At 40.3% G+C, this 17,909-nt stretch carries 22 protein-coding genes; 15 read left to right on the top strand and 7 right to left on the bottom strand.

Going from position 1 to position 17,909, the window contains the following annotated elements; genetic code table 11:
* Positions 1-96: 96 nt before the first annotated feature.
* The gene (locus B5D77_RS23180; RefSeq protein ID WP_106909729.1) at positions 97-846 is read right to left on the bottom strand and encodes an NYN domain-containing protein; all 750 of its coding nucleotides are present in this window, start codon (positions 844-846) and stop codon (positions 97-99) included.
* Between the two features lie 263 nt (positions 847-1,109).
* Between B5D77_RS23180 and B5D77_RS23175 the strand changes: the two genes are divergently transcribed.
* Both B5D77_RS23175 and B5D77_RS23170 read left to right on the top strand, forming a co-directional pair.
* Positions 1,110-2,009 carry a J domain-containing protein gene (locus tag B5D77_RS23175; protein ID WP_106909728.1) on the top strand — a complete coding sequence of 300 codons (900 nt, stop codon included), beginning with the start codon at positions 1,110-1,112 and terminating at the stop codon, positions 2,007-2,009.
* A 90-nt stretch (positions 2,010-2,099) separates the two neighbouring features.
* Positions 2,100-3,578 (top strand): serine/threonine-protein kinase, encoded by a 1,479-nt coding sequence (locus B5D77_RS23170; protein WP_106909727.1) that lies wholly within the window; start codon positions 2,100-2,102, stop codon positions 3,576-3,578.
* A 21-nt stretch (positions 3,579-3,599) separates the two neighbouring features.
* On the opposite strand, the gene B5D77_RS23165 is transcribed toward B5D77_RS23170, so the two are convergent.
* From B5D77_RS23165 to B5D77_RS23150, 4 genes are read right to left on the bottom strand one after another with little or no spacing between them, the layout of a single operon-like run.
* A complete protein-coding gene (locus B5D77_RS23165; RefSeq protein WP_106909726.1) occupies positions 3,600-4,220 on the bottom strand; it encodes a Uma2 family endonuclease in 621 nt (206 codons plus the stop codon).
* A 48-nt stretch (positions 4,221-4,268) separates the two neighbouring features.
* A complete protein-coding gene (locus tag B5D77_RS23160; protein ID WP_106909725.1) occupies positions 4,269-5,795 on the bottom strand; it encodes a Gldg family protein in 1,527 nt (508 codons plus the stop codon).
* Positions 5,796-5,797: 2 nt separating this feature from the next.
* Positions 5,798-6,628, bottom strand: coding sequence for an ABC transporter permease (locus B5D77_RS23155; RefSeq protein ID WP_008199278.1), 831 nt, complete (start codon positions 6,626-6,628; stop codon positions 5,798-5,800).
* Positions 6,618-7,559, bottom strand: a complete 942-nt coding sequence (locus B5D77_RS23150; protein WP_008199273.1) for an ABC transporter ATP-binding protein — start codon at positions 7,557-7,559, stop codon at positions 6,618-6,620. Before B5D77_RS23150 ends, B5D77_RS23155 begins: the two co-directional genes overlap by 11 nt.
* Here B5D77_RS23150 and B5D77_RS26065 point away from each other — a divergent pair.
* The gene (locus B5D77_RS26065; protein WP_159036991.1) at positions 7,542-7,712 is read left to right on the top strand and encodes a hypothetical protein; all 171 of its coding nucleotides are present in this window, start codon (positions 7,542-7,544) and stop codon (positions 7,710-7,712) included. The genes B5D77_RS23150 and B5D77_RS26065 overlap by 18 nt on opposite strands.
* 7 nt (positions 7,713-7,719) lie before the next feature.
* Here the strand turns inward: B5D77_RS26065 and B5D77_RS23145 are convergent, their stop codons facing one another.
* A complete protein-coding gene (locus B5D77_RS23145; protein ID WP_008199272.1) occupies positions 7,720-8,700 on the bottom strand; it encodes a hypothetical protein in 981 nt (326 codons plus the stop codon).
* A gap of 293 nt (positions 8,701-8,993) precedes the next feature.
* On the opposite strand from B5D77_RS23145, the gene B5D77_RS23140 reads away from it, so the two are divergent.
* The gene (locus tag B5D77_RS23140; RefSeq protein ID WP_106909724.1) at positions 8,994-9,860 is read left to right on the top strand and encodes an alpha/beta fold hydrolase; all 867 of its coding nucleotides are present in this window, start codon (positions 8,994-8,996) and stop codon (positions 9,858-9,860) included.
* A 157-nt stretch (positions 9,861-10,017) separates the two neighbouring features.
* Here the strand turns inward: B5D77_RS23140 and B5D77_RS23135 are convergent, their stop codons facing one another.
* Complete coding sequence (locus B5D77_RS23135) at positions 10,018-10,458, bottom strand: DUF29 domain-containing protein (RefSeq protein WP_008199264.1); 441 nt, start codon at positions 10,456-10,458, stop codon at positions 10,018-10,020.
* A 257-nt stretch (positions 10,459-10,715) separates the two neighbouring features.
* On the opposite strand from B5D77_RS23135, the gene B5D77_RS23130 reads away from it, so the two are divergent.
* From B5D77_RS23130 to B5D77_RS23065, 11 genes are all read left to right on the top strand, one after another.
* The gene (locus B5D77_RS23130; RefSeq protein WP_106909723.1) at positions 10,716-12,200 is read left to right on the top strand and encodes an AAA family ATPase; all 1,485 of its coding nucleotides are present in this window, start codon (positions 10,716-10,718) and stop codon (positions 12,198-12,200) included.
* Between the two features lie 18 nt (positions 12,201-12,218).
* Positions 12,219-13,178 (top strand): hypothetical protein, encoded by a 960-nt coding sequence (locus tag B5D77_RS23125; protein WP_106909722.1) that lies wholly within the window; start codon positions 12,219-12,221, stop codon positions 13,176-13,178.
* Positions 13,179-14,321: 1,143 nt separating this feature from the next.
* Positions 14,322-14,720: a hypothetical protein gene (locus tag B5D77_RS26060; protein WP_159036990.1), complete on the top strand. Its 399-nt coding sequence runs from the start codon at positions 14,322-14,324 to the stop codon at positions 14,718-14,720.
* A gap of 296 nt (positions 14,721-15,016) precedes the next feature.
* Positions 15,017-15,265, top strand: coding sequence for a DUF4160 domain-containing protein (locus tag B5D77_RS23105; protein WP_002736965.1), 249 nt, complete (start codon positions 15,017-15,019; stop codon positions 15,263-15,265).
* Positions 15,266-15,269: 4 nt separating this feature from the next.
* Positions 15,270-15,515 carry a DUF2442 domain-containing protein gene (locus B5D77_RS23100; protein WP_002737254.1) on the top strand — a complete coding sequence of 82 codons (246 nt, stop codon included), beginning with the start codon at positions 15,270-15,272 and terminating at the stop codon, positions 15,513-15,515.
* 218 nt (positions 15,516-15,733) lie between these two features.
* Positions 15,734-15,952 (top strand): hypothetical protein, encoded by a 219-nt coding sequence (locus B5D77_RS23095; protein ID WP_002757428.1) that lies wholly within the window; start codon positions 15,734-15,736, stop codon positions 15,950-15,952.
* Positions 15,945-16,229, top strand: a complete 285-nt coding sequence (locus B5D77_RS23090; RefSeq protein WP_106909720.1) for a type II toxin-antitoxin system YafQ family toxin — start codon at positions 15,945-15,947, stop codon at positions 16,227-16,229. Before B5D77_RS23095 ends, B5D77_RS23090 begins: the two co-directional genes overlap by 8 nt.
* Positions 16,230-16,346: 117 nt before the next feature.
* Positions 16,347-16,619 carry a BrnT family toxin gene (locus B5D77_RS23085; RefSeq protein WP_002777949.1) on the top strand — a complete coding sequence of 91 codons (273 nt, stop codon included), beginning with the start codon at positions 16,347-16,349 and terminating at the stop codon, positions 16,617-16,619.
* Positions 16,585-16,806, top strand: coding sequence for a hypothetical protein (locus B5D77_RS23080; RefSeq protein ID WP_002801544.1), 222 nt, complete (start codon positions 16,585-16,587; stop codon positions 16,804-16,806). Before B5D77_RS23085 ends, B5D77_RS23080 begins: the two co-directional genes overlap by 35 nt.
* Positions 16,807-17,006: 200 nt before the next feature.
* Positions 17,007-17,240 carry a hypothetical protein gene (locus tag B5D77_RS23070; protein WP_008199250.1) on the top strand — a complete coding sequence of 78 codons (234 nt, stop codon included), beginning with the start codon at positions 17,007-17,009 and terminating at the stop codon, positions 17,238-17,240.
* Positions 17,237-17,578 (top strand): type II toxin-antitoxin system PemK/MazF family toxin, encoded by a 342-nt coding sequence (locus tag B5D77_RS23065; RefSeq protein WP_002801547.1) that lies wholly within the window; start codon positions 17,237-17,239, stop codon positions 17,576-17,578. Before B5D77_RS23070 ends, B5D77_RS23065 begins: the two co-directional genes overlap by 4 nt.
* Positions 17,579-17,909 lie beyond the last annotated feature (331 nt).

The following is a 17,909-nucleotide window of genomic DNA, read 5'->3' as shown; positions in this document are numbered from 1 at the left end:
GGTAAATCAAAAAATCAATGACCATGGTGTGTTCCCCAAAATCGATCGCTGCAGCGGTAGGACTTACATTAGGGAACGCATCCTACTAGATCTGCACTACGTTTTTGGAGTAGTGCCATTCTTTTGCTTGCTCCTCACGAAGACTGTCTTATTTTTTCGCTGAATCTCGAATAAGTCAATAGCCTCGAACAGGCCACTCAACTTTGCATATCCGTAGTTGCGTGGGTCAAAAGATGTCTGATTTGCTATGTGTCCGCCAATCTCTGCCAAATTCGACCAACCATCATCGTCTAGAGTGCTAGAAACAGCGCCCCTCAATAAACTGATTAATTTGGTGTCTTGCTTCAACTCTTTACCAGTTTTCTTCACACTTGCAGAAACTTTGGAAGTCTCCTCAGAATTTACTGCTTGATCAATAGTTTCTAGGTATAAAAATGTTGAACACGCATAAACAAAAGGCAATGGTGTTTTCTTCTCGCCAAATCCATAGACTTTTAAGCCATTTGTCAAAATTCGCATCACTAAAGGAGTAAAGTCACAATCGCTCGACACGATTGCAAAAGCATCCAACTGTTGTGTATACAGCAAATCCATTGCATCAATAATCATTGCAGCATCAGTAGCATTTTTGCCCTTCGTATAGTCGAACTGTTGGACGGGGCGAATAGCGTATTCGTGCAAACACTCCTCCCAAGCTTTCAGCGCAGGACTTTTCCAGTTTCCGTAAGCCTTACGAATATTGGCAACTCCATACTTTGCAATTTCAGAGACGATCGCCTCAATTTTTGATGCAGGGGCGTTGTCTGCATCAATCAGCAGTGCAATTTTTGATTCTGATTGACGCATATTGCTCCAGGTGTGCTGATCACTTTAATTTTTGAACTCGAACAGAGACTTTTCAAGTATGCCCCAACCTATAACCTAAGCCATCTAACTATTAATTATACAGAAACTTTCCGAATAACCAAAGTAGGAATATATGGAAACTTTCGACATATCACCCCGTTTTGTAGATTCCTGACAATCAGCTGAGATACAAAGAACTTTTCAGCGACCATAGCACGAATTATAATTCTTCAGGTAACTGAGCAGACTAACTAAAAGTGGCGATGGCGGAGCAAATTCTTTCTCTACTCTTGTACTTAATTATCATTTTAACGGCTTTTTGGTTTATTAGCCCCCAAAAAACGCCCCGTAGTCATCCCGCCTATCATCTTGCCTGTTTACTAGAAGATGCTCCTGAAAGCTCTTTAAAGGGTCAATTTTGTCCCCTGGCTACTCCCTTGGCTACCCCGATCGCCTGTACTGTTCCGCAGGTGTGGCGCAGTGTATATAGGCAGTCTCTGGCAAAACCGGATGTTAACTATTGGCAATGGCGCGGTATGCCCGAAAATGAGCAGTTTTGTCGGGAATTACGGGAATTATTGCGGTTAAATCCGGCTAGAGGTTACGCTAAGGAAATTCTGGAAAGTCTGGCCTTGGGTCAAGATCCTTTTTATCATCTTTACTGGGATCTAAAAGCGATCGCTAATGGTAACTTTAACACTATCGGGACTAATAAACTAGCTGAGGGCAGATTTGCCAGGCGAGATTTGCGAACTCATCAGCAGATGCGGGGGGATTTTCGTCAATGGCATTTACAAGCTTGTCAACAGTTGGGAAAAGAGCAGGTTAAAGCGGTTTATCGGGTGTGTTATGGGTCAGATTGGTCATTAATCGCCCAAATTCTCTATCCTTCGCCCCGTTCCTTGGCCGTGATGATTATAGAGTCCGCTAATCCCGTTTGGTGGCGAGTTTTGGGGATTACTCCTTTTACCACGACTAGCCGGATTGAGAATAATTATAAAACTCTCTTGTGTTATTGGCATCCCGATCGCAATTCCCATCCCAATGCTACAGAAATCACTGCCCATCTTAATCGCGCTTACGATTGTTATCAAAGTTTTCTGGAGATGAGTAGCCAAGATAATGCACCTTTGTGGACGAAAATCCGTCGCTGGATTCCTTAGACTTGACTCTAGTTTTTCCCTTGACTTTTTCCTTAACGAAAGAATGTTAGTCTAGGAACAATTTAGGACCACGCTTGCACTCTCAGGGTAATGAATCTAGTGCTTTTAAACAATCGCTACCAAATTGTTAGCACCCTTGCTAGGGGGGGATTTGGGGAAACTTATATCGCTATCGATACGAATATGCCTTCTCAACGGCGCTGTGTGATTAAAAAATTGCAGCCGGCTATTCAAAGTGAGGGGATGCCAGAATGGTTAAAAGAACGTTTTCAGAAAGAAGCAAGCGTTTTAGAGGAATTGGGGGAACAAAATCGCCAAATACCCCGTTTATACGGTTATTTTGCCCAAGATAATCATTTCTATCTGGTGCAGGAGTGGATTGAAGGGGAGACACTAACCCAAAAACAGCAACGACAGGGAAATTTATCCTCCTCAGCAGTGCGGACGATTTTAGAGAATTTACTGCCTGTTCTTGATTTTATTCACAGTCGCCGCATTATTCACCGGGATGTGAAACCCGATAATATTATCTTAAGAAATAGTGATAATTTGCCCGTTTTAATCGATTTTGGGGTAATGAAAGAGGCTGTCGCCACCTTACTCGATCCTACGGGAAAAAGTGCCTATTCGATCGCCCTTGGCACCCCCGGTTATATGGCTTCGGAACAGGCTGCCGGGAGACCGGTCTTTTCTAGTGACCTTTACAGCCTAGGCTTAACGGCGATTTTTTTATTAACGGGAAAAACTCCCCAATATCTAGAAACTGACTCGCGCACGGGGGAAATTCTCTGGCGACAGGAGGCAGAAAATGTTAATCCTAATTTAGCTATGGTAATCGATCGAGCGATCCGTTTTCATCCCCGGGATCGATTTGCTACTGCCAGGGAAATGTTAGCAGCTTTAGGAGAAATAGCCCCCGATTTGTCCACCCAACCGACTATCGCGGTTTCTCCCCATAGTCCCCGATTAAAGTCCTCTACACCCCCAAAACCAACCGTCTCCCCCACTGTGGTTATTCAACCCAATTCTGGGGAAAAAAAGAATCCTTGGCTGTGGATTTTGCTGATTTTTGCGGTGACAATTGGGGCTTTTGCCCTAGGATATCGGGGATTTATGGCTCTTTTACCCAAAAATGAGGAAATTGAACCATTACCAACCCCTGAACCTTCTCCTAGTCCTGAAATCATTCCTCCTCCCTCCCAAGATTTTCCCCCTATCCGACGACCTTCTCGTCAACGGACTCCCATTTATTCCCCGACTCCCACTCCATCCCCTACTCCTACCCCAGAGGTGATTCCTACTCCAGAAGCGACTCCAGAATTAACTCCTAGTCCCACCCCAGAAGAAGTAATTCCTATTCCTGTTCCTCTTCCCGAAACGGAGCCAAGTCCTCAAGTTTCTCCCCTTCCTTCTCCTTCTCCTTCCCCTTCTCCTTCCCCTTCTCCTTCTCCCTCCCCTTCCCCTGTTCCAGAGGTGATTAATCCCCCGGTTAATGAGGATAAAATTGAACCGATCGCTCCTCCTGTTTTATCACCTTCTCCTCTTCCCACGGTGGAAAATAGTAATTAATCTAAAAATACGGGTTTTTCTTTAAGCTCTAGCACAAAAAATTTGATTAGCAGTGAGGTTTAACTCTGGAAAAATCCCTGAAATAAGACGTTGATCCTGTTTAAATAAATTACCTTGATATTCTCCATCTATTAATTGATAGATAGAAATGGTGGGTTCTTTGGGGCTGCCGATATATCGGGCCGAACCTTTGGCTAAATAATCGATAATCCAATATTCGGCAATTCCTAATTGTTCGTAGTCGTCGAATTTTTTCAGATAATCATCTCGCCAATTGGAACTGACAATTTCAATAATTAATTTAGCTGATGTTGCCAGAGAAATTGAGGAAGCGGTTTCCCAATAGGGATCATTAACTAGATTTTCTCTGTCTAAGATAATAATATCGGGTAGATAACCTGTATGGGGGCGAAGGGGTTTTACTGCGGCAGTATTGGGGATAAAATAGGGCAATTGCTGCCGATTTATCTCTAAGAATAGGGTTCCAGAAACAAATCCGCCAATTTCTTCGTGTTTTCCGATCGGTCGCATCATGGCCGATAATTTTCCTGCGATTAATTCGTATTGTTGTCCATCATCGGGATATTGATTGATATAGTCATCAAAAGTCAACAATTGGGGGATAGTTTGGGTTGTGGTCATGGCAGTTAGGGGAATTAAGAGAGATGATTTTTCTAGATTCTAACTCGATTAACGACGTTGCCACCAAGTCAATCCAGCTAGGGTAAATCCTACTAAAGGCATCACCACCATCGCTATCCAAAAAATAGCGTTAGCTTGCAGGGGATTTAAATTGATTCTTCTATTTTCTGGTTCCTTGGCCCGGATAGATAAGGTGGCTGTTTCACCACTGGCTAACCACTGCACAGAATTTAAAAATATATCTCCGTTTAACTGTTGTTCAAATAGTCCATCGCTGGCAAAGCTGGCATTACCAATCACGATTAATTTACCTTTTTTTCCCGTCAGAGCAACCCCTAGATCAAAAGGGCCAGCTAAATCTTTTTCAGGGTTAAACTGGAGATTCTGATCATTTAAATCACTCTCAGCCCACATTTTATCATTAGTAATCATTAAAGATATGGCTTCAATTCCTTCCACGGGGACGGTAGCGATGGGACGAGCAAAGGGAAAGATAGAAATACCGTTAGCAAAATCGCGAGTAATGGGATGATTGCCGTAATTGGTAATAATGGGACTAGCTGGTCCTAGTCCGATGATTTCCCCGGCACCGGAAGCATCAATAATAATCCGATTATCTAGTTTCACACCCCAAGCGGTTAATAAGGGTTCTAATCCGGTTTCGGTTTGGGGGTCAATCATTAATAAAATTTTGCCCCCTTGCTCAAGATAGTTTTTTAAAGCGGTGACTTCCTGGGGAAATATTTTTCTTTTGGGACTGGCAATAATAATGACATCGGCATTACTGGGAATGGTGGAACGTTCCACTAGATTAAGTGGTTCTACTTGATAACCTTTTGCTTCTAAACTATTGACTGCTTGTCCTAAACCCCCTTGAGGTTCTTTGATGGCATTTTCTCCATGACCTTGCAGAAAGTAAGCGGTTAAAGTGCGATCGGTTTTAGCGGTTTCGATGGCGTTACTCAGTTTCGCTTCGGTGAGACTTTCCTCTTCACTAATAGTTTTCAGGGGTTGTTTTTTTTCACCATACTGTAGATAGACTCTGGACAGATTATCATCGGCTAGTTTTTTGAATTCCTGAGCGATATTGGGTTTTTTCTCTGGGTTAACTATTTCGTACTGAAATTGGGGGTTTTTGCGTTGATAATTGGCTAAAAGTTCCTCTTCGTTGCCACTGATTCCCCGGGTTGAAAAAATCCAGACTTTGACTGGTTTTGACAGATTGGTTAATAGTCTTTCGGTTTGGGGGGATAAACTAAAGATTTGGTTTTCGGTTAAATCAACTCGATAGGGATAACGGAGGGCAAGAAAGTTAATTAAACCGATAACGCTGAGGACAATAATAGTAGTAATGAGGGTTTGAGTACCGGTGCGGGTACTTCTTTTTTGCCAAAATTCTTTGGAAGTGATTACTAATAACAACAGCCACCCTAGAAACAGAATAGCCCCGGCAATTAATAACCCCAGAGAGAGGGATGACCATTGACCGGAGATTAACCCCACGGTTAGGCCGGCACTACCCAGAAAGAGGGCGGGTATATAGAGAAATTTACTGTATTTTTGCCAGGATATCATAGTTAGTTTCTTTGATAACGGTCCGCTTCGATCGATTGAGTAGTTAGGAAGATTCCCAGCAGAATATAACTGAGGAGGATGACTAAACTACTACTGTCAAAAATTCCCCGCACGAAATTGTTAAAGGGTTGATACCAAGATAGATGGGATAGTAATTCTTTCAGGAAAAATCCGATCTGTTCTCCCACTTCTCCTCCGATACGATCTCGAAAGAAGGTTTCGGCATTGTTAGCAATTACATCCAGTATCCAGATAAATAAGATGGTGATAAAGGTGATGATGTAAGCCAGGATAGAACTATTGGTGAGGGAAGAAATAAACATTCCGATGGCTAGGATGGCCGCTGCCAGTAAAATTAATCCTAGATGAGCCATTAAAACACTGGCTATATTCACCGGGGGAACTGCGCTACTAAAAACTACTATTTCGTAAACCCAGAGGGGGGTAATCATCACGGTAAAAAAGGCCAGCACTCCCAATAATTTACCGATGGCTATACTCCAATTAGTCAGGGGGGAAGTGGCTAAAAGTTCTAGGGTTCCCTGTTTTTTTTCCTCTGCGTATAATCCCATAGACAGGGCTGGCAAAATTACCAACAATAAAGAGGATAAAATAATGCCGATGAAAGTAGTCATAAATTCAGATACCGTATCTCTGGCTACCAGAAATCCCGATTGTTCCTGGATACTAACATCGAGAATAATGCCGTAGAGAAGGGAGTTAAAGAAAAATCCCGCTACTAACCAAAATATCCCCATAATTATATAGGCATTGGCGGCGGTAAAATAGCTTTGAAATTCCTTGCGAAAAATCGCCCAGATATTATTGATCATGCCTCTCCTCTTGGTGATTACTTTCCCCGCTGCCGATTACTTCCAGAAAGATGTCTTCTAGGGTTTTACGGGTGCGACGCATTTCTAATAGGTTATAACCATTGTTGACAACTATTCTAGCAAGTTCTGCCCCTAGGTTTGTCCCCGCTTGACCAACAATTTTAAGCAGGTTATCGCCGACTTTTGCTGCTTGTTCGACTTGCGGCATTTGTTGAAGGATTTCTAGCAGGGAATCCCTATCACCCTCGATCTCAATTTCATAACTGGAACCGGCAGGGGTAGCGGTAGTAATATTATTGGCCACGATGCGACCCCGATTAATAATTGTCGCTCGATCGCAGGTAATACTCACTTCTGGCAAAATATGAGTGGAGAGAATAATTGTATGTTCTCCCGCTAAACTTTTAATCAGATTTCTCACTTCGATAATCTGTTTCGGATCCAATCCTACTGTCGGTTCATCTAAAATAATTACCGGTGGATCATGTATGATCGCTTGGGCAATTCCTACACGCTGTTTATAACCCTTGGATAACTTGCGGATAATAACTTTTCTTTTTTCTAGTAACTGACATTTGCTTAAAACTAAATCTACCCGCGCTCTTCTATCCCCCGATGAGATGCCTTTAATCCGTGCGACAAAATCGAGAAAACTTTCCACGGTCATCTCCGGATACAAGGGGGGATTTTCGGGAAGATAACCAATGCGACGACGCACTTCTAAGGATTGTTGATGCACATCATATCCTGCTATCCTTGCTGTTCCTGTGGTGGCAGGAATATAACCGGATAAAATCCTCATAGTGGTGGTTTTTCCAGCTCCATTTGGTCCTAAAAAACCGAGAATTTCTCCTTTTTCTACGGTAAAATCTACGTCACTGATTGCCGTGGCAGAACCATAAATTTTACTCAGATGTTCGACTTCAATCATAAGCTTTATCAGTTATCAGTTATCAGTTATCAGTTATCAGATGGGAGTTATCAGTTATCAGTTATCAGTTATCAGTTATCAGTTATCAGATGGGAGTTATCAGTCAATAGTGTTAAGTTACAAGTTTGGGGCTTTCTTTTCACTGATTACTGATTACTGCTCACTGATAACTGATTTTTCCCAGACTATGATCGCGATTAATTTCTACCACTAGATCTGCTTGTTTGAGCAGGGGTGGCAGAAATAATTGCGGATGTAAACTTTTCCAAAAATACTTGACAAATTCCTCGATTTCTGATGGTGTCATACCTCCTTTTGTTTCGGCCGCCTGTCGCCATTGTAAACTGTAACGGTAGTCAAGGGGATAAAGAATCAGTAAGCGATCGATTTTTGACCAGAGGGGTAGATATTCTCGCAATCTTTGATTATTATCCCTGGCGAATTGTCGGTCTTCTTGGCTATTAATCGGATCGGGGGCATGATCAAAGACTGTTTCTTCTACTGGATTCATGCCCACAAACCAACCCTCGAAAAAAAGAATATCGACTCCCTCCACTTGTTCCGCTGCAATTCTATCCCCTTGTCCTTGATGCAGGGACTTGTCAAAACGCGGTATTAAAATCGGACTTTCTTGCTGACAAACCTGTTCTAAAACTTTAATTCCTAATTCTATATCATGAGTACCCGGTGGACCACGCCAGCGCAATCTTTCATCTTTTTGACGCAATTTTATTCGCTCATTATAGGTCTTATAAATATCATCTAAAGAGAGATTATTTACTTTTAAATCAAAATAGGCTAAAATAATCGACATTATGGATGTTAAGGTGGTCTTCCCCGTGCCTTGGGGAGCCAAAATGCCTTGAATCAACGGTTTTGCGTGGCTGCGTAGCTCTAGCGCCCAGGGAATCCACAAGCGCCAACAGCTGATCAAAATCTGATTTTGCTGATTTATCCCTAACTCCTGACATTTTTGCCAGACTCGCGGCCAGAGAATCGTTAATAGTTCCGCCCTTTCCTGTAGGATCAGAGGGTTAGTCTGCCTAAAATTTAAGGATTCGATCGCTAGTAATTCTTCTAGATCCGCCTCAGTTAAGGGATTTTTGTCGATTAATCCCTGTAAAATCGTCAAAATCTTCATAGCTGTTATCAGAATTAGGAAAAAACTGTCCCAGTGATTCAGGAGTAATTCTCTGGGGTTAGCCACCCATACCAGCAGATTAATCCCGCTCAAGATTTTTTTTGAGAGTGTTTTTTAGGGTTATTTGCCCAAAAATGAAGGGTTTGCAGGCAGGCACGGATTCCCACTCTACATATAAGTATATGTCAAGTTCCCTTTTCAGTCAAGGGGTTTGGCTAAAAATCTCTAGCTTGGTCTCCAGTTTCCCAATCGGTTAGACTAAGAATTATTCACATTACTTAACAAAACAGCCGATGAATACAGCTGCCCTGACGACAAGGCAAAATTGGCAATGGCAAGGACATTCGATACACTATGTGCAAGCGGGTACTAGAGTCGCAGGAAAACCCCCTTTACTATTAGTCCACGGTTTTGGCGCTTCCACCGACCATTGGCGAAAAAATGTGTCAGGTTTAGCCTCAGAATGGGAAGTATGGGCGATCGATCTGCTAGGATTCGGTAGATCAGCTAAACCGGATATTGTCTATAGTGGCAATCTTTGGCAGCAACAATTAAACGATTTTATCAAGGAAGTTGTGGGCCAACCGACGGTTTTAGCGGGTAATTCTCTGGGGGGTTACGCTTCTCTCTGTGTGGCTGCTAATCATTCCGAGAATGTTCGGGGATTAATTCTCCTCAATAGTGCCGGTCCCTTTAGCGATACAGAAAGCAATCGTCAGCCTAATTTAGCACAAAAACTACTGCGATCGGTCTTGCTGCAACCTTGGGCCAGTTATCTCTTATTTCTCTATACCCGTCAACCCAAAACTATCCGCAAAACCCTAGAGAAAGTATATCTCGATCGCAGTGCCATTACTGAGCAGTTAATAGAAGATATCCGTCGTCCTTCCCTGGATGCGGGAGCAGCCAAAGTTTTTGCTTCTGTGTTTAAATCTCCCCGGGGGGAAAATGTGGATATTCTCCTGCAAAAGTCAAGTTGTCCCCTGTTGATGTTATGGGGTGAGGGGGACTCTTGGATGAATACTCGGGAACGCGGGGCCAAATTCCGTCAATACTATCCTTCTCTGACAGAATATTATCTAACTGCCGGTCATTGTCCCCACGATGAAATTCCCACAGAGGTTAACCAGTTGATTAGTGATTGGGTGAAAAACTTATAGGTAGTTAGGGATCGGTTATCAGGTTTTTATTTTTTTGAAGCTTATCTAACCTAAAAAAAGAGGGTCTGTAGGAAGGCACGGGTTTCCATTCTATATATAAGTATCTGTCAAGTGCGGGGATTTGTCAAGGATTTTTTTGAAAAAATCTGCCAGAATTTCAGGGGAGAAAATCGGAATCGAGGATTTGTTCGGGACTATAGGGGCAGCTTTCGGCAAAGATAGCGGCCGGTAATTGGCTTTTTTGTCGGACTCGCTTCACTGCTTTGGGGTAAATAACGGCGATTCTGGTTAAAAAATAGTTATAAAGGGTTTTTGACTCCAATAAAAGTTCTAATTCCACCCGAAAGTTACCGATTTCGTCCTGCCATCCCCGCGCACATCTTTCTCGTTCCTCCGGCCAGTATTGGTAGAGAAGCAGATGAATGAGCAATTGTAGGAGATAACTATCTACTTTATGTCTCTGTTGGTTCCCCAATGCTTCGATTTCTTCTTCGAGATGTTCCCAATCTAATACATCTGTCTGTCTTTGTCGCAGTTGTTTGGCCGTTTCTTCTAACCAAGCAGGATAGTCTTGTTCGTATAAGTCTTTAGTTGTCATAACCTATCCTCTTTAGCACTGGTCAGGTATTAGGTTTTTATTTTTTTGAAGCTTATCTAACCTAAAAAAAGAGGGTCTGTAGGAAGGCACGGATTCCCATTCTATATATAAGTATCTGTCAAGTGCGGGGATTTGTCAAGGATTTTTTTGAAAAAATCTGCCAGAATTTGGCCGGTAGGATAAGAGATTGTTTCACCTTTGCCTGTGAGCTACAATAAGCAGATGAGCAAGAGGATAGGATTACAGGAGTTTTGACAATGCGGTTACTACGGGTTCAAGTTCCTGACTTTCGAGTGTTAAAGAATATTGATCTTAGTTTCGAGAAAGACTTTTTTCCCCAGATATTCCCTATCGGCAGTCAAAATGGCGGTGGCAAAAGTACCCTTCTACAATTAATTTTTATCTTGCTTCATTGTTCTGGTGATCCAGAAAAGATAGAATATGTGGTAAATGTACTCCATCGATGTCAACTAGAAGATGAGTTAGACCAGAAAACCCTAGCTATTTTTGAAATTCTAACCGACAATCGGGAAGAAGTAAAACTAGATTTTTTTATTTGCAGAGATGCTTATATAAAAGACTTGGTATCTAACCTTGCTGGTCAAGAAGAAGATTTAGATACTGTTAACGTTGATGATTTAAAAAAATTACAGGACATTAAACAAAAAATCAAAAAGCTAAATGGCCAACGTGAAAGACTCAAAAATATTCAAGAAAAACTTACAACCTTGAAGCTAGAAGATGAAACAGAAAGAAACAAATTAATTCGACATTTATTTACCCCAGAAGAACTCAATTTTTTATTTGATTTAGACATAATATCAACAATAGATAGATACTTAGATGAATATCCAGCAAATTTTTTAGAGGTAATAATAAATTCTATTCAAGATAAACTGGGAATGACGAATGCTCAAATATACATTGATGCTCCTCAATCTCAAACATTACTTCAGCAAACAAAAATAATTAAAAATATTTTAGGAATAAATAGCTTAATATATCTTTGTCAAGCCAAAAACGAGAAGAATCAAGAGATATTTTTGTTGTGTAAATTTAGTCAATCAACCCAAGAAGAATTTCAATTATTCATGAAAGAATTATCCTCAAAAATATTTTTAGCTGCACCTTCAACGCAAGTTTTTATCTTTTTACCCCAAGCTACTAACAAGAGTCTTTTTCAGATAAATCAAGGGAATCCAGACTCTAGTAACTATTATTTAGCCATGGCAGATGTTAAAAAGAAACTTAGCAACTTATTTACCTACGATTTTCTGCCAGTTGAGCTATTAATTAATTACTTTATCATGGCTCGTGATCAAGATTTTGCTCAAGCTATAGAAACTGGTGAATATGGAAATAATTATCAACTAATACGGCAAAACTTAAATTCAATTTTATCCGACAAAGAAATTAATTTAGATAAAGATATATCGGGGATTACCTTTAAATTCAAAGGAGACACAAACGGAGAAGAATTATATCCAGAGGATTTGAGTCATGGGGAACTGAAGCGATTAAGTATCTATCTGTGGCTAAAGTATCGTAGGATAAAAGATGCGATTGTCTTGATGGATGAAATTGAGATTGCTCTCCATCCCGACTGGCAATATAGAATTATTGAGGACTTGCAGGAATGGGAACCTAGCAATCAATATATCTTAGCCACTCATTCCTATGAACTCTGTCAAGCTTTAACTCCCGCTCATGTTAAAGAGATAGAACCAAAACTATTGAAATAAAGATGGAGAAACTAACCCATGAGTCTTAGGGAAACGGAACTTTTAGAACATTGTCAATTTATTCTGGCAAACCGTCAAATTCTTAATAAATTTGTTATCCTCTGTGAAGGGGAAATCAAAAAAACTGCCGGCAGGTTATCTCCTCAATCCTATCGAGCTATGGAAGATTTTCCCGATGCTAATTTTTATAAAGCCTGTGTTCCTAGGGATTGGAGACAACAGATACCGACTTTTTTTAACTGTGGTGATAGAAATGATGTTTTAAATACTTACTTTAATCTTTTGCGTTTGCATGAAGATAACCCAGAAGCTTCTTATTTAAATCCCCAGCAACTGTTCGCTATCGTCGATTTAGACTTACAAAATAAACGTTTAGATGATTCCTATCCATTTAAGGATTTAGAGCAAATTTTTGAGGACTTATATAAAAAATCACTGATTAAAGTCAATCGGGTTGGACAGCATAGAATTTGGGTGACGGGATTGATTCATAAAGAGTGCTATTTTATTTTTCCCGATACTCATATTCAATCAATTCTTAGCGAACATTCGGCTGTTTATCAAAATTCCGCTGCTAGGCTAGAAAATATTTATCTTGATATGGCAGATAAAATTAAGGATGATGCCGATTTAAAAAATAATTTTTCCAGAGTTAAAGGGAGAATCTCTCATTGTCAAAACCTAGAACTATCGGAAGTGGAGAAATTACAGCTATCTTGGCAAAAACAATATCAAGTTAGCCACGACAATAGCCAATCGGAATTAGTGCTGGCTCTGTTGACTATCAAAAAAGCGAAGCAATATTGGTTAGAAGTTGAACCCCCAGAGGACAATACATCACCCCCAGAAAGATATAGAGAACAAGTGGCACTACAAATAGGAAGATTTTATGCTCACAATAGCGATAATCCAAGCTGCCATATTTCCCATCTCCTAAAACTGCTGAAGCTAGAACTCAACCCCAGGGAGCAGGAATAAATTTAATCGCATGATTTGACCTAAAAAAAGAGGGTTTGTAGGAAGGCACGGATTCCCATTATATATATAATTATCTGTCAAGTGCGGGGATTTGTCAAGGGTTTTTTATTGAGATTTTGTTAATCATCTCGAATACCGTGCATCATGGATTAGTAAACGCTCCGAAAGATTGGCAATATTCCAGTTTTCACCGTTATGTTGAAGAAGGAATTTATGATCAGATGTGGGGAGCTTCAGAAAAGCTGATCTTTGATAGTGATATTGGTATGGAATAAAATGTAGAAGTGAAACCCAAAAAATTCAGGAAAGAAATAAGGGCAATGTTGGGTTTCGTTACCTCAACCCAACCTACAGATCTGGGTACTGGCAGTGCGGGACGGTGCTATGGCGATTTGATTACCCTATTCAGAAATCTTTGTCAAGTACAATTTATACCAAATTAGATGAGCTTACCCTGTAAAGTTCACGAGGATTTCGGAGTATTTTTTTGTAAGGGATTAGGGTTCTTCGGTTTGTCTTATACAATGGACGGGGTTATAAGGAATGAAACCTTTATAGAGACAGACATTGCCGCAATTTTTGTCAATTGTTTTTTATCTAGAGCGAACTAATCAATTAAATCTCTTGCCAGATAAGGATTGAGTCGATTTATGCCCCCCTATCGAACCATACCAAGTCCCGAAGAGGGCTCTTCTAGGTTCTGTGTGATCAGTTTAACTTACAATATGATCGATCAATCTTTGTGTCCTTTGTGTCTTTGTGGTTCGTTCCACTCACTCGCCAGCAGGACTGTATCCTAGAATACATTTTACCCACCAAACCTGGGAGAGCCCGAAGAGCCCTTTTTCCCCGAAAATTAGGTAATTGTGGGGTGGATTGAAGACTTAGTGCTACACTTCCCGAAAAGTCGATTTTATTTGAGCTTGTTGTTAGGAATCCACTTAAAAGAGGTTGTTTAATCTGGCTAATATGCTCTTGGGTATGATATGGGAAAAAGTTCCAGCGATTGCGCTAAAATGGGGGAATATGCCGCAAGTTTCCACCTGTCGTTACTCTGAGGACTGTTAGACAGAAAGTTTCTGTATAATATGTAGCTAGACAGAGTTTGAGTCAAAGAATTAAGACAAATACAAGGTAGTTTTTATGATTTGCAAACTTTTGAGTGTTTCCATGCTGGCTACAGTTCTTGTAGCAGTCGCATCATCAACTCCTGTTCAAGCCAAGCCAAAAACTTATAAATGCGAAAGTTATAAAACAATGGATGGTCAATGGCGATATCGTATTTCTCCTCCACTTCAGGGTAGTTTTGGCAATACTCCAAATAGTCAAAATTTTATGAATTGTTTTATTCCAGTTTCTAACAAAAAGTGTAGATACGATAACAATACTGGAGATGGCTGGCATGAATGCGGTAAATGCAAAAAAGCTCCAAATGATCCCTTCAATTTTTGTCTAAGAGAAGGCTACGGTGAAATCATTGAAGTTCCTAACAGAGGTCGTTATCGTGCCTTTAGGACAGGAACTACTATTGTTTTAGATTAGGACAATGGGAAGTGCGATCGCCGCTCTGGTAGGGTGCGTTCCCTAATGCAAGTCCTGCTACTCCAGCGATCGCTTTTGGGGAACGCACCATGCACATTGATGGCAGCTGTCAGTGGGATGCCGAAGAACGTAGTGCGATCGCTGTCATCTTGTTGATTAAACTTTAAAACTGCCATTGCTTGGGATAGGAACGCCAAGAGCGATCGCCGATCTTGTCATTTAGGTCGAGGTAACAAAACCCAACAAGCTTTGTTATAATATTTTTGTCATAAAGCAAGACTTATAAAAATAGATTTATGCCAGAAATTACTCGATTTTATGGAATTATCATTAAAATCTTTTTTGCCGATCATCCACCTCCCCATTTTCATGCGATTTATGGAGAATATAACGCCCTATTTAATCTGGAAACCTTAGAAATCATTGAAGGAGACTTACCTAATAGAGCCACAAAAATGGTTGTAGAATGGGCAACAATCTATCAATCAGAATTATTGAAAATGTGGAACACTCAAGAATTTAATAAATTACCACCTTTGAAATAAAACAATGCTTTATCCCAAAATAACATCAGCCGAAATCATTGAAAATTATACTCTATTGGTGCATTTTTCTAATCATCAAGCTAGAAAATATAACTGTGAAAATCTACTAGAAAAAACGATGTTTTCTTCCCTTAAAAACTATGCTTTCTTTAAAAACTTTCAACTTGATCCATCAGGTAGCGGAATCGTTTGGAATGATGAAGTTGATATAAGCGAGTATGAAATTTGGATCAATGGAATTGAACTATGATTGCCGATCTTGTAGTGCGATCGCTGTTATCTTCTTGATTAAACTCTGAAATTGTCATTGCTTGGGATAGGAACGCCAAGGGCGATCGCTTTTTGGGGATAAGGAGAGGCGATCTCTCTTTGTGAGTTGGAAAGTTGTCATCGATCCGCGATCGCGGATGTCATTATTGCCCAAGCAGAGTAAAATAAAAGTCTGTATTGAAAAAGGGGAAAGTAACAATGCCGCCAACAATGCAATTTAGTCAAATCTTAGAAATGATTGACTATCTCTCTTTTGATGAACAAGATGACTTGATCAATATTGTTAAACATCGGCAAATCGAAAAAAGACGAGAACAAATTGCTCAAAATATTTCTCAAGCTCGACAAGACTATCAAAATGGTAATGTTTTTCGAGGAGATGTTGATTCCATTATTGCCGAACTAAACAATGATTAACTTGGTTTTTAGCCAATCATTTAAATGCGCTTTCAAAACAAGGATTAAACGACAACCCGACTTAAAATCAAAAATAGAAGCCAAATTGAGACTACTCGCTGACGATCCCTATAATCCAATATTACGCACCCATAAACTAAAAGGGAAATTATCAGATGCTTGGGCTTTTTCTGTTGAATATGATTGTCGAATTATTTTCAATTTTGAATCAAACCCTGAAACCCAAGAAGAAGAGATCAACCTAATTGATATTGGAACTCACGATGAGGTTTATTGAATATGATTTTTTATTATGTTAGCAAGGTTTCGGAGTTGGCGATCGCTTTTTGATGATGGGAAAGGGCGATCATGTATAATCCAAAATATTATGAACTAGATACAAAATCTCGATAAAATGGAGATAGAATGGGACAATAATAAAGCTGCTGCCAACTTGCTCAAGCATAAAATTGATTTTGAAGATGCAAAAAACATTTTTCTAGATCCCAACTGTCTGGAAAGAGAAGATAAACGTGATTATAATGAAACTAGAATTCAAGTAATCGGTATAGTTAATCAAGTAGTTTTATTGGTCGTCTATACCAAAAGAAACGGCAGATACCGCATTATTTCAGCAAGGAGAGCCAATAAAAATGAACGACGACAATATTACCAGAGTCAGACTTGATCCCGAAAATGTTAGTCATGGTAAGACAGATTGGGAAAAAGTTGCAGCAATGACTGAGGAAGAAATTGACAAAGCAGCCGAAGCAGATTCGGACTGTCTCCCCCTATCTCAACAAGAATTAAATGAGTTTCGCCGTACATCAATCACAGATGCCGATCTTGTAGTGCGATCGCTGTCATCTTGTTGATTAAACTTTAAAATTGTCACTGCTTGGGATAGGAACGCCAAGGGCGATCGCTTTTTGGGGATGAGGAGTGCGATGCCGAAGAACGTAGTGCGATCTCTGATCTGGTAGAAACCCAACATTACTTTTTCCCAAATTACCACCCAATATCTGAGTTATAATCAATAATATCCATTCTACACCTTAATCAAATAATTTAACTTATGTCTGCTACAATTCGTGAAGAACTTCACCAACAGATTGACCGATTACCTGATGACATTGTTGAAAAAATTGCCAACTTTACCCGATTAATTTCCCCTGAGCCAAACAACATTTCAGAACATACTAATTGGCAAGATGAAGACTGGCAAAAATTTTCATTAGAGCAATTTTTCAAAGAAGGAGATGAAATTGAATATTCCCTAGCAGATGCTCAAGAAATTTATCAACCATGAAACCAGGTGATATTGTTCTAATTCGTTTTCCTCAAGCAGACTTGAAATCAGGAAAACTGCGTCCAGCTTTAATTATTGCTATTTCACCAAGTCGCCATCGTGATTTATTACTTGCTTTAATTTCTTCTCGTCTCCATCAAGCTACTCTAGGATTTGACGAAATTATTAATACCTCAGATTCTGACTATATTACTACTGGACTTAAAGTGGCTTCTTTAATTCGACTAGGACGATTAACAAGTGTCGAATCATCTGTAATCAATGCACGTTTAGGAACTATCTCACCAGAAAGACTAATACGGATTAAAAATCTTTTAATCAATTGGCTAAGAAAATAAAATTAGTGCTGTAGGGTGCGTTCCCTAATGCAAGTCCTGCTAATCCAGAGATCGCTTTTGGGGAACGCACCATGCACATTGATGGCAGCTGTCAGGCAGTCGTAGGGTGCGTTCCCTAATGCAAGTCCTGCTAATCCAGAGATCGCTTTTGGGGAACGCACCATGCACATTGATGGCAGCTGTCAGGCAGTCGTAGGGTGCGTTCCCTAATGCAAGTCCTGCTAATCCAGAGATCGCTTTTGGGGAACGCACCATGCACATTGATGGCAGCTGTCAGTCTAAGTGCGATGCCGAAGAAGGTAGAAGCATGAAACCCAAGGACTGATCATGT

It is taken from the genome of Microcystis sp. MC19, from assembly GCF_003019735.1.
Lineage (GTDB): Bacteria > Cyanobacteriota > Cyanobacteriia > Cyanobacteriales > Microcystaceae > Microcystis.
The sequence above is the reverse complement of the archived record's forward strand: the minus strand, read 5'-3'. Positions and strand labels throughout refer to the sequence as shown.

Excerpts from the sequence above, each read along its gene's own strand:
- B5D77_RS23180 (WP_106909729.1), bottom strand. The coding sequence starts at position 846 with ATGCGTCAATCAGAATCAAAAATTGCACTGCTGATTGATGCAGACAAC.
- B5D77_RS23175 (WP_106909728.1), top strand. The coding sequence starts at position 1,110 with ATGGCGGAGCAAATTCTTTCTCTACTCTTGTACTTAATTATCATTTTA.
- B5D77_RS23170 (WP_106909727.1), top strand. The coding sequence starts at position 2,100 with ATGAATCTAGTGCTTTTAAACAATCGCTACCAAATTGTTAGCACCCTT.
- B5D77_RS23165 (WP_106909726.1), bottom strand. The coding sequence starts at position 4,220 with ATGACCACAACCCAAACTATCCCCCAATTGTTGACTTTTGATGACTAT.
- B5D77_RS23160 (WP_106909725.1), bottom strand. The coding sequence starts at position 5,795 with ATGATATCCTGGCAAAAATACAGTAAATTTCTCTATATACCCGCCCTC.
- B5D77_RS23155 (WP_008199278.1), bottom strand. The coding sequence starts at position 6,628 with ATGATCAATAATATCTGGGCGATTTTTCGCAAGGAATTTCAAAGCTAT.
- B5D77_RS26065 (WP_159036991.1), top strand. The coding sequence starts at position 7,542 with ATGTTCGACTTCAATCATAAGCTTTATCAGTTATCAGTTATCAGTTAT.
- B5D77_RS23150 (WP_008199273.1), bottom strand. The coding sequence starts at position 7,559 with ATGATTGAAGTCGAACATCTGAGTAAAATTTATGGTTCTGCCACGGCA.
- B5D77_RS23145 (WP_008199272.1), bottom strand. The coding sequence starts at position 8,700 with ATGAAGATTTTGACGATTTTACAGGGATTAATCGACAAAAATCCCTTA.
- B5D77_RS23140 (WP_106909724.1), top strand. The coding sequence starts at position 8,994 with ATGAATACAGCTGCCCTGACGACAAGGCAAAATTGGCAATGGCAAGGA.
- B5D77_RS23135 (WP_008199264.1), bottom strand. The coding sequence starts at position 10,458 with ATGACAACTAAAGACTTATACGAACAAGACTATCCTGCTTGGTTAGAA.
- B5D77_RS23130 (WP_106909723.1), top strand. The coding sequence starts at position 10,716 with ATGCGGTTACTACGGGTTCAAGTTCCTGACTTTCGAGTGTTAAAGAAT.
- B5D77_RS23125 (WP_106909722.1), top strand. The coding sequence starts at position 12,219 with ATGAGTCTTAGGGAAACGGAACTTTTAGAACATTGTCAATTTATTCTG.
- B5D77_RS26060 (WP_159036990.1), top strand. The coding sequence starts at position 14,322 with ATGATTTGCAAACTTTTGAGTGTTTCCATGCTGGCTACAGTTCTTGTA.
- B5D77_RS23105 (WP_002736965.1), top strand. The coding sequence starts at position 15,017 with ATGCCAGAAATTACTCGATTTTATGGAATTATCATTAAAATCTTTTTT.
- B5D77_RS23100 (WP_002737254.1), top strand. The coding sequence starts at position 15,270 with ATGCTTTATCCCAAAATAACATCAGCCGAAATCATTGAAAATTATACT.
- B5D77_RS23095 (WP_002757428.1), top strand. The coding sequence starts at position 15,734 with ATGCCGCCAACAATGCAATTTAGTCAAATCTTAGAAATGATTGACTAT.
- B5D77_RS23090 (WP_106909720.1), top strand. The coding sequence starts at position 15,945 with ATGATTAACTTGGTTTTTAGCCAATCATTTAAATGCGCTTTCAAAACA.
- B5D77_RS23085 (WP_002777949.1), top strand. The coding sequence starts at position 16,347 with ATGGAGATAGAATGGGACAATAATAAAGCTGCTGCCAACTTGCTCAAG.
- B5D77_RS23080 (WP_002801544.1), top strand. The coding sequence starts at position 16,585 with ATGAACGACGACAATATTACCAGAGTCAGACTTGATCCCGAAAATGTT.
- B5D77_RS23070 (WP_008199250.1), top strand. The coding sequence starts at position 17,007 with ATGTCTGCTACAATTCGTGAAGAACTTCACCAACAGATTGACCGATTA.
- B5D77_RS23065 (WP_002801547.1), top strand. The coding sequence starts at position 17,237 with ATGAAACCAGGTGATATTGTTCTAATTCGTTTTCCTCAAGCAGACTTG.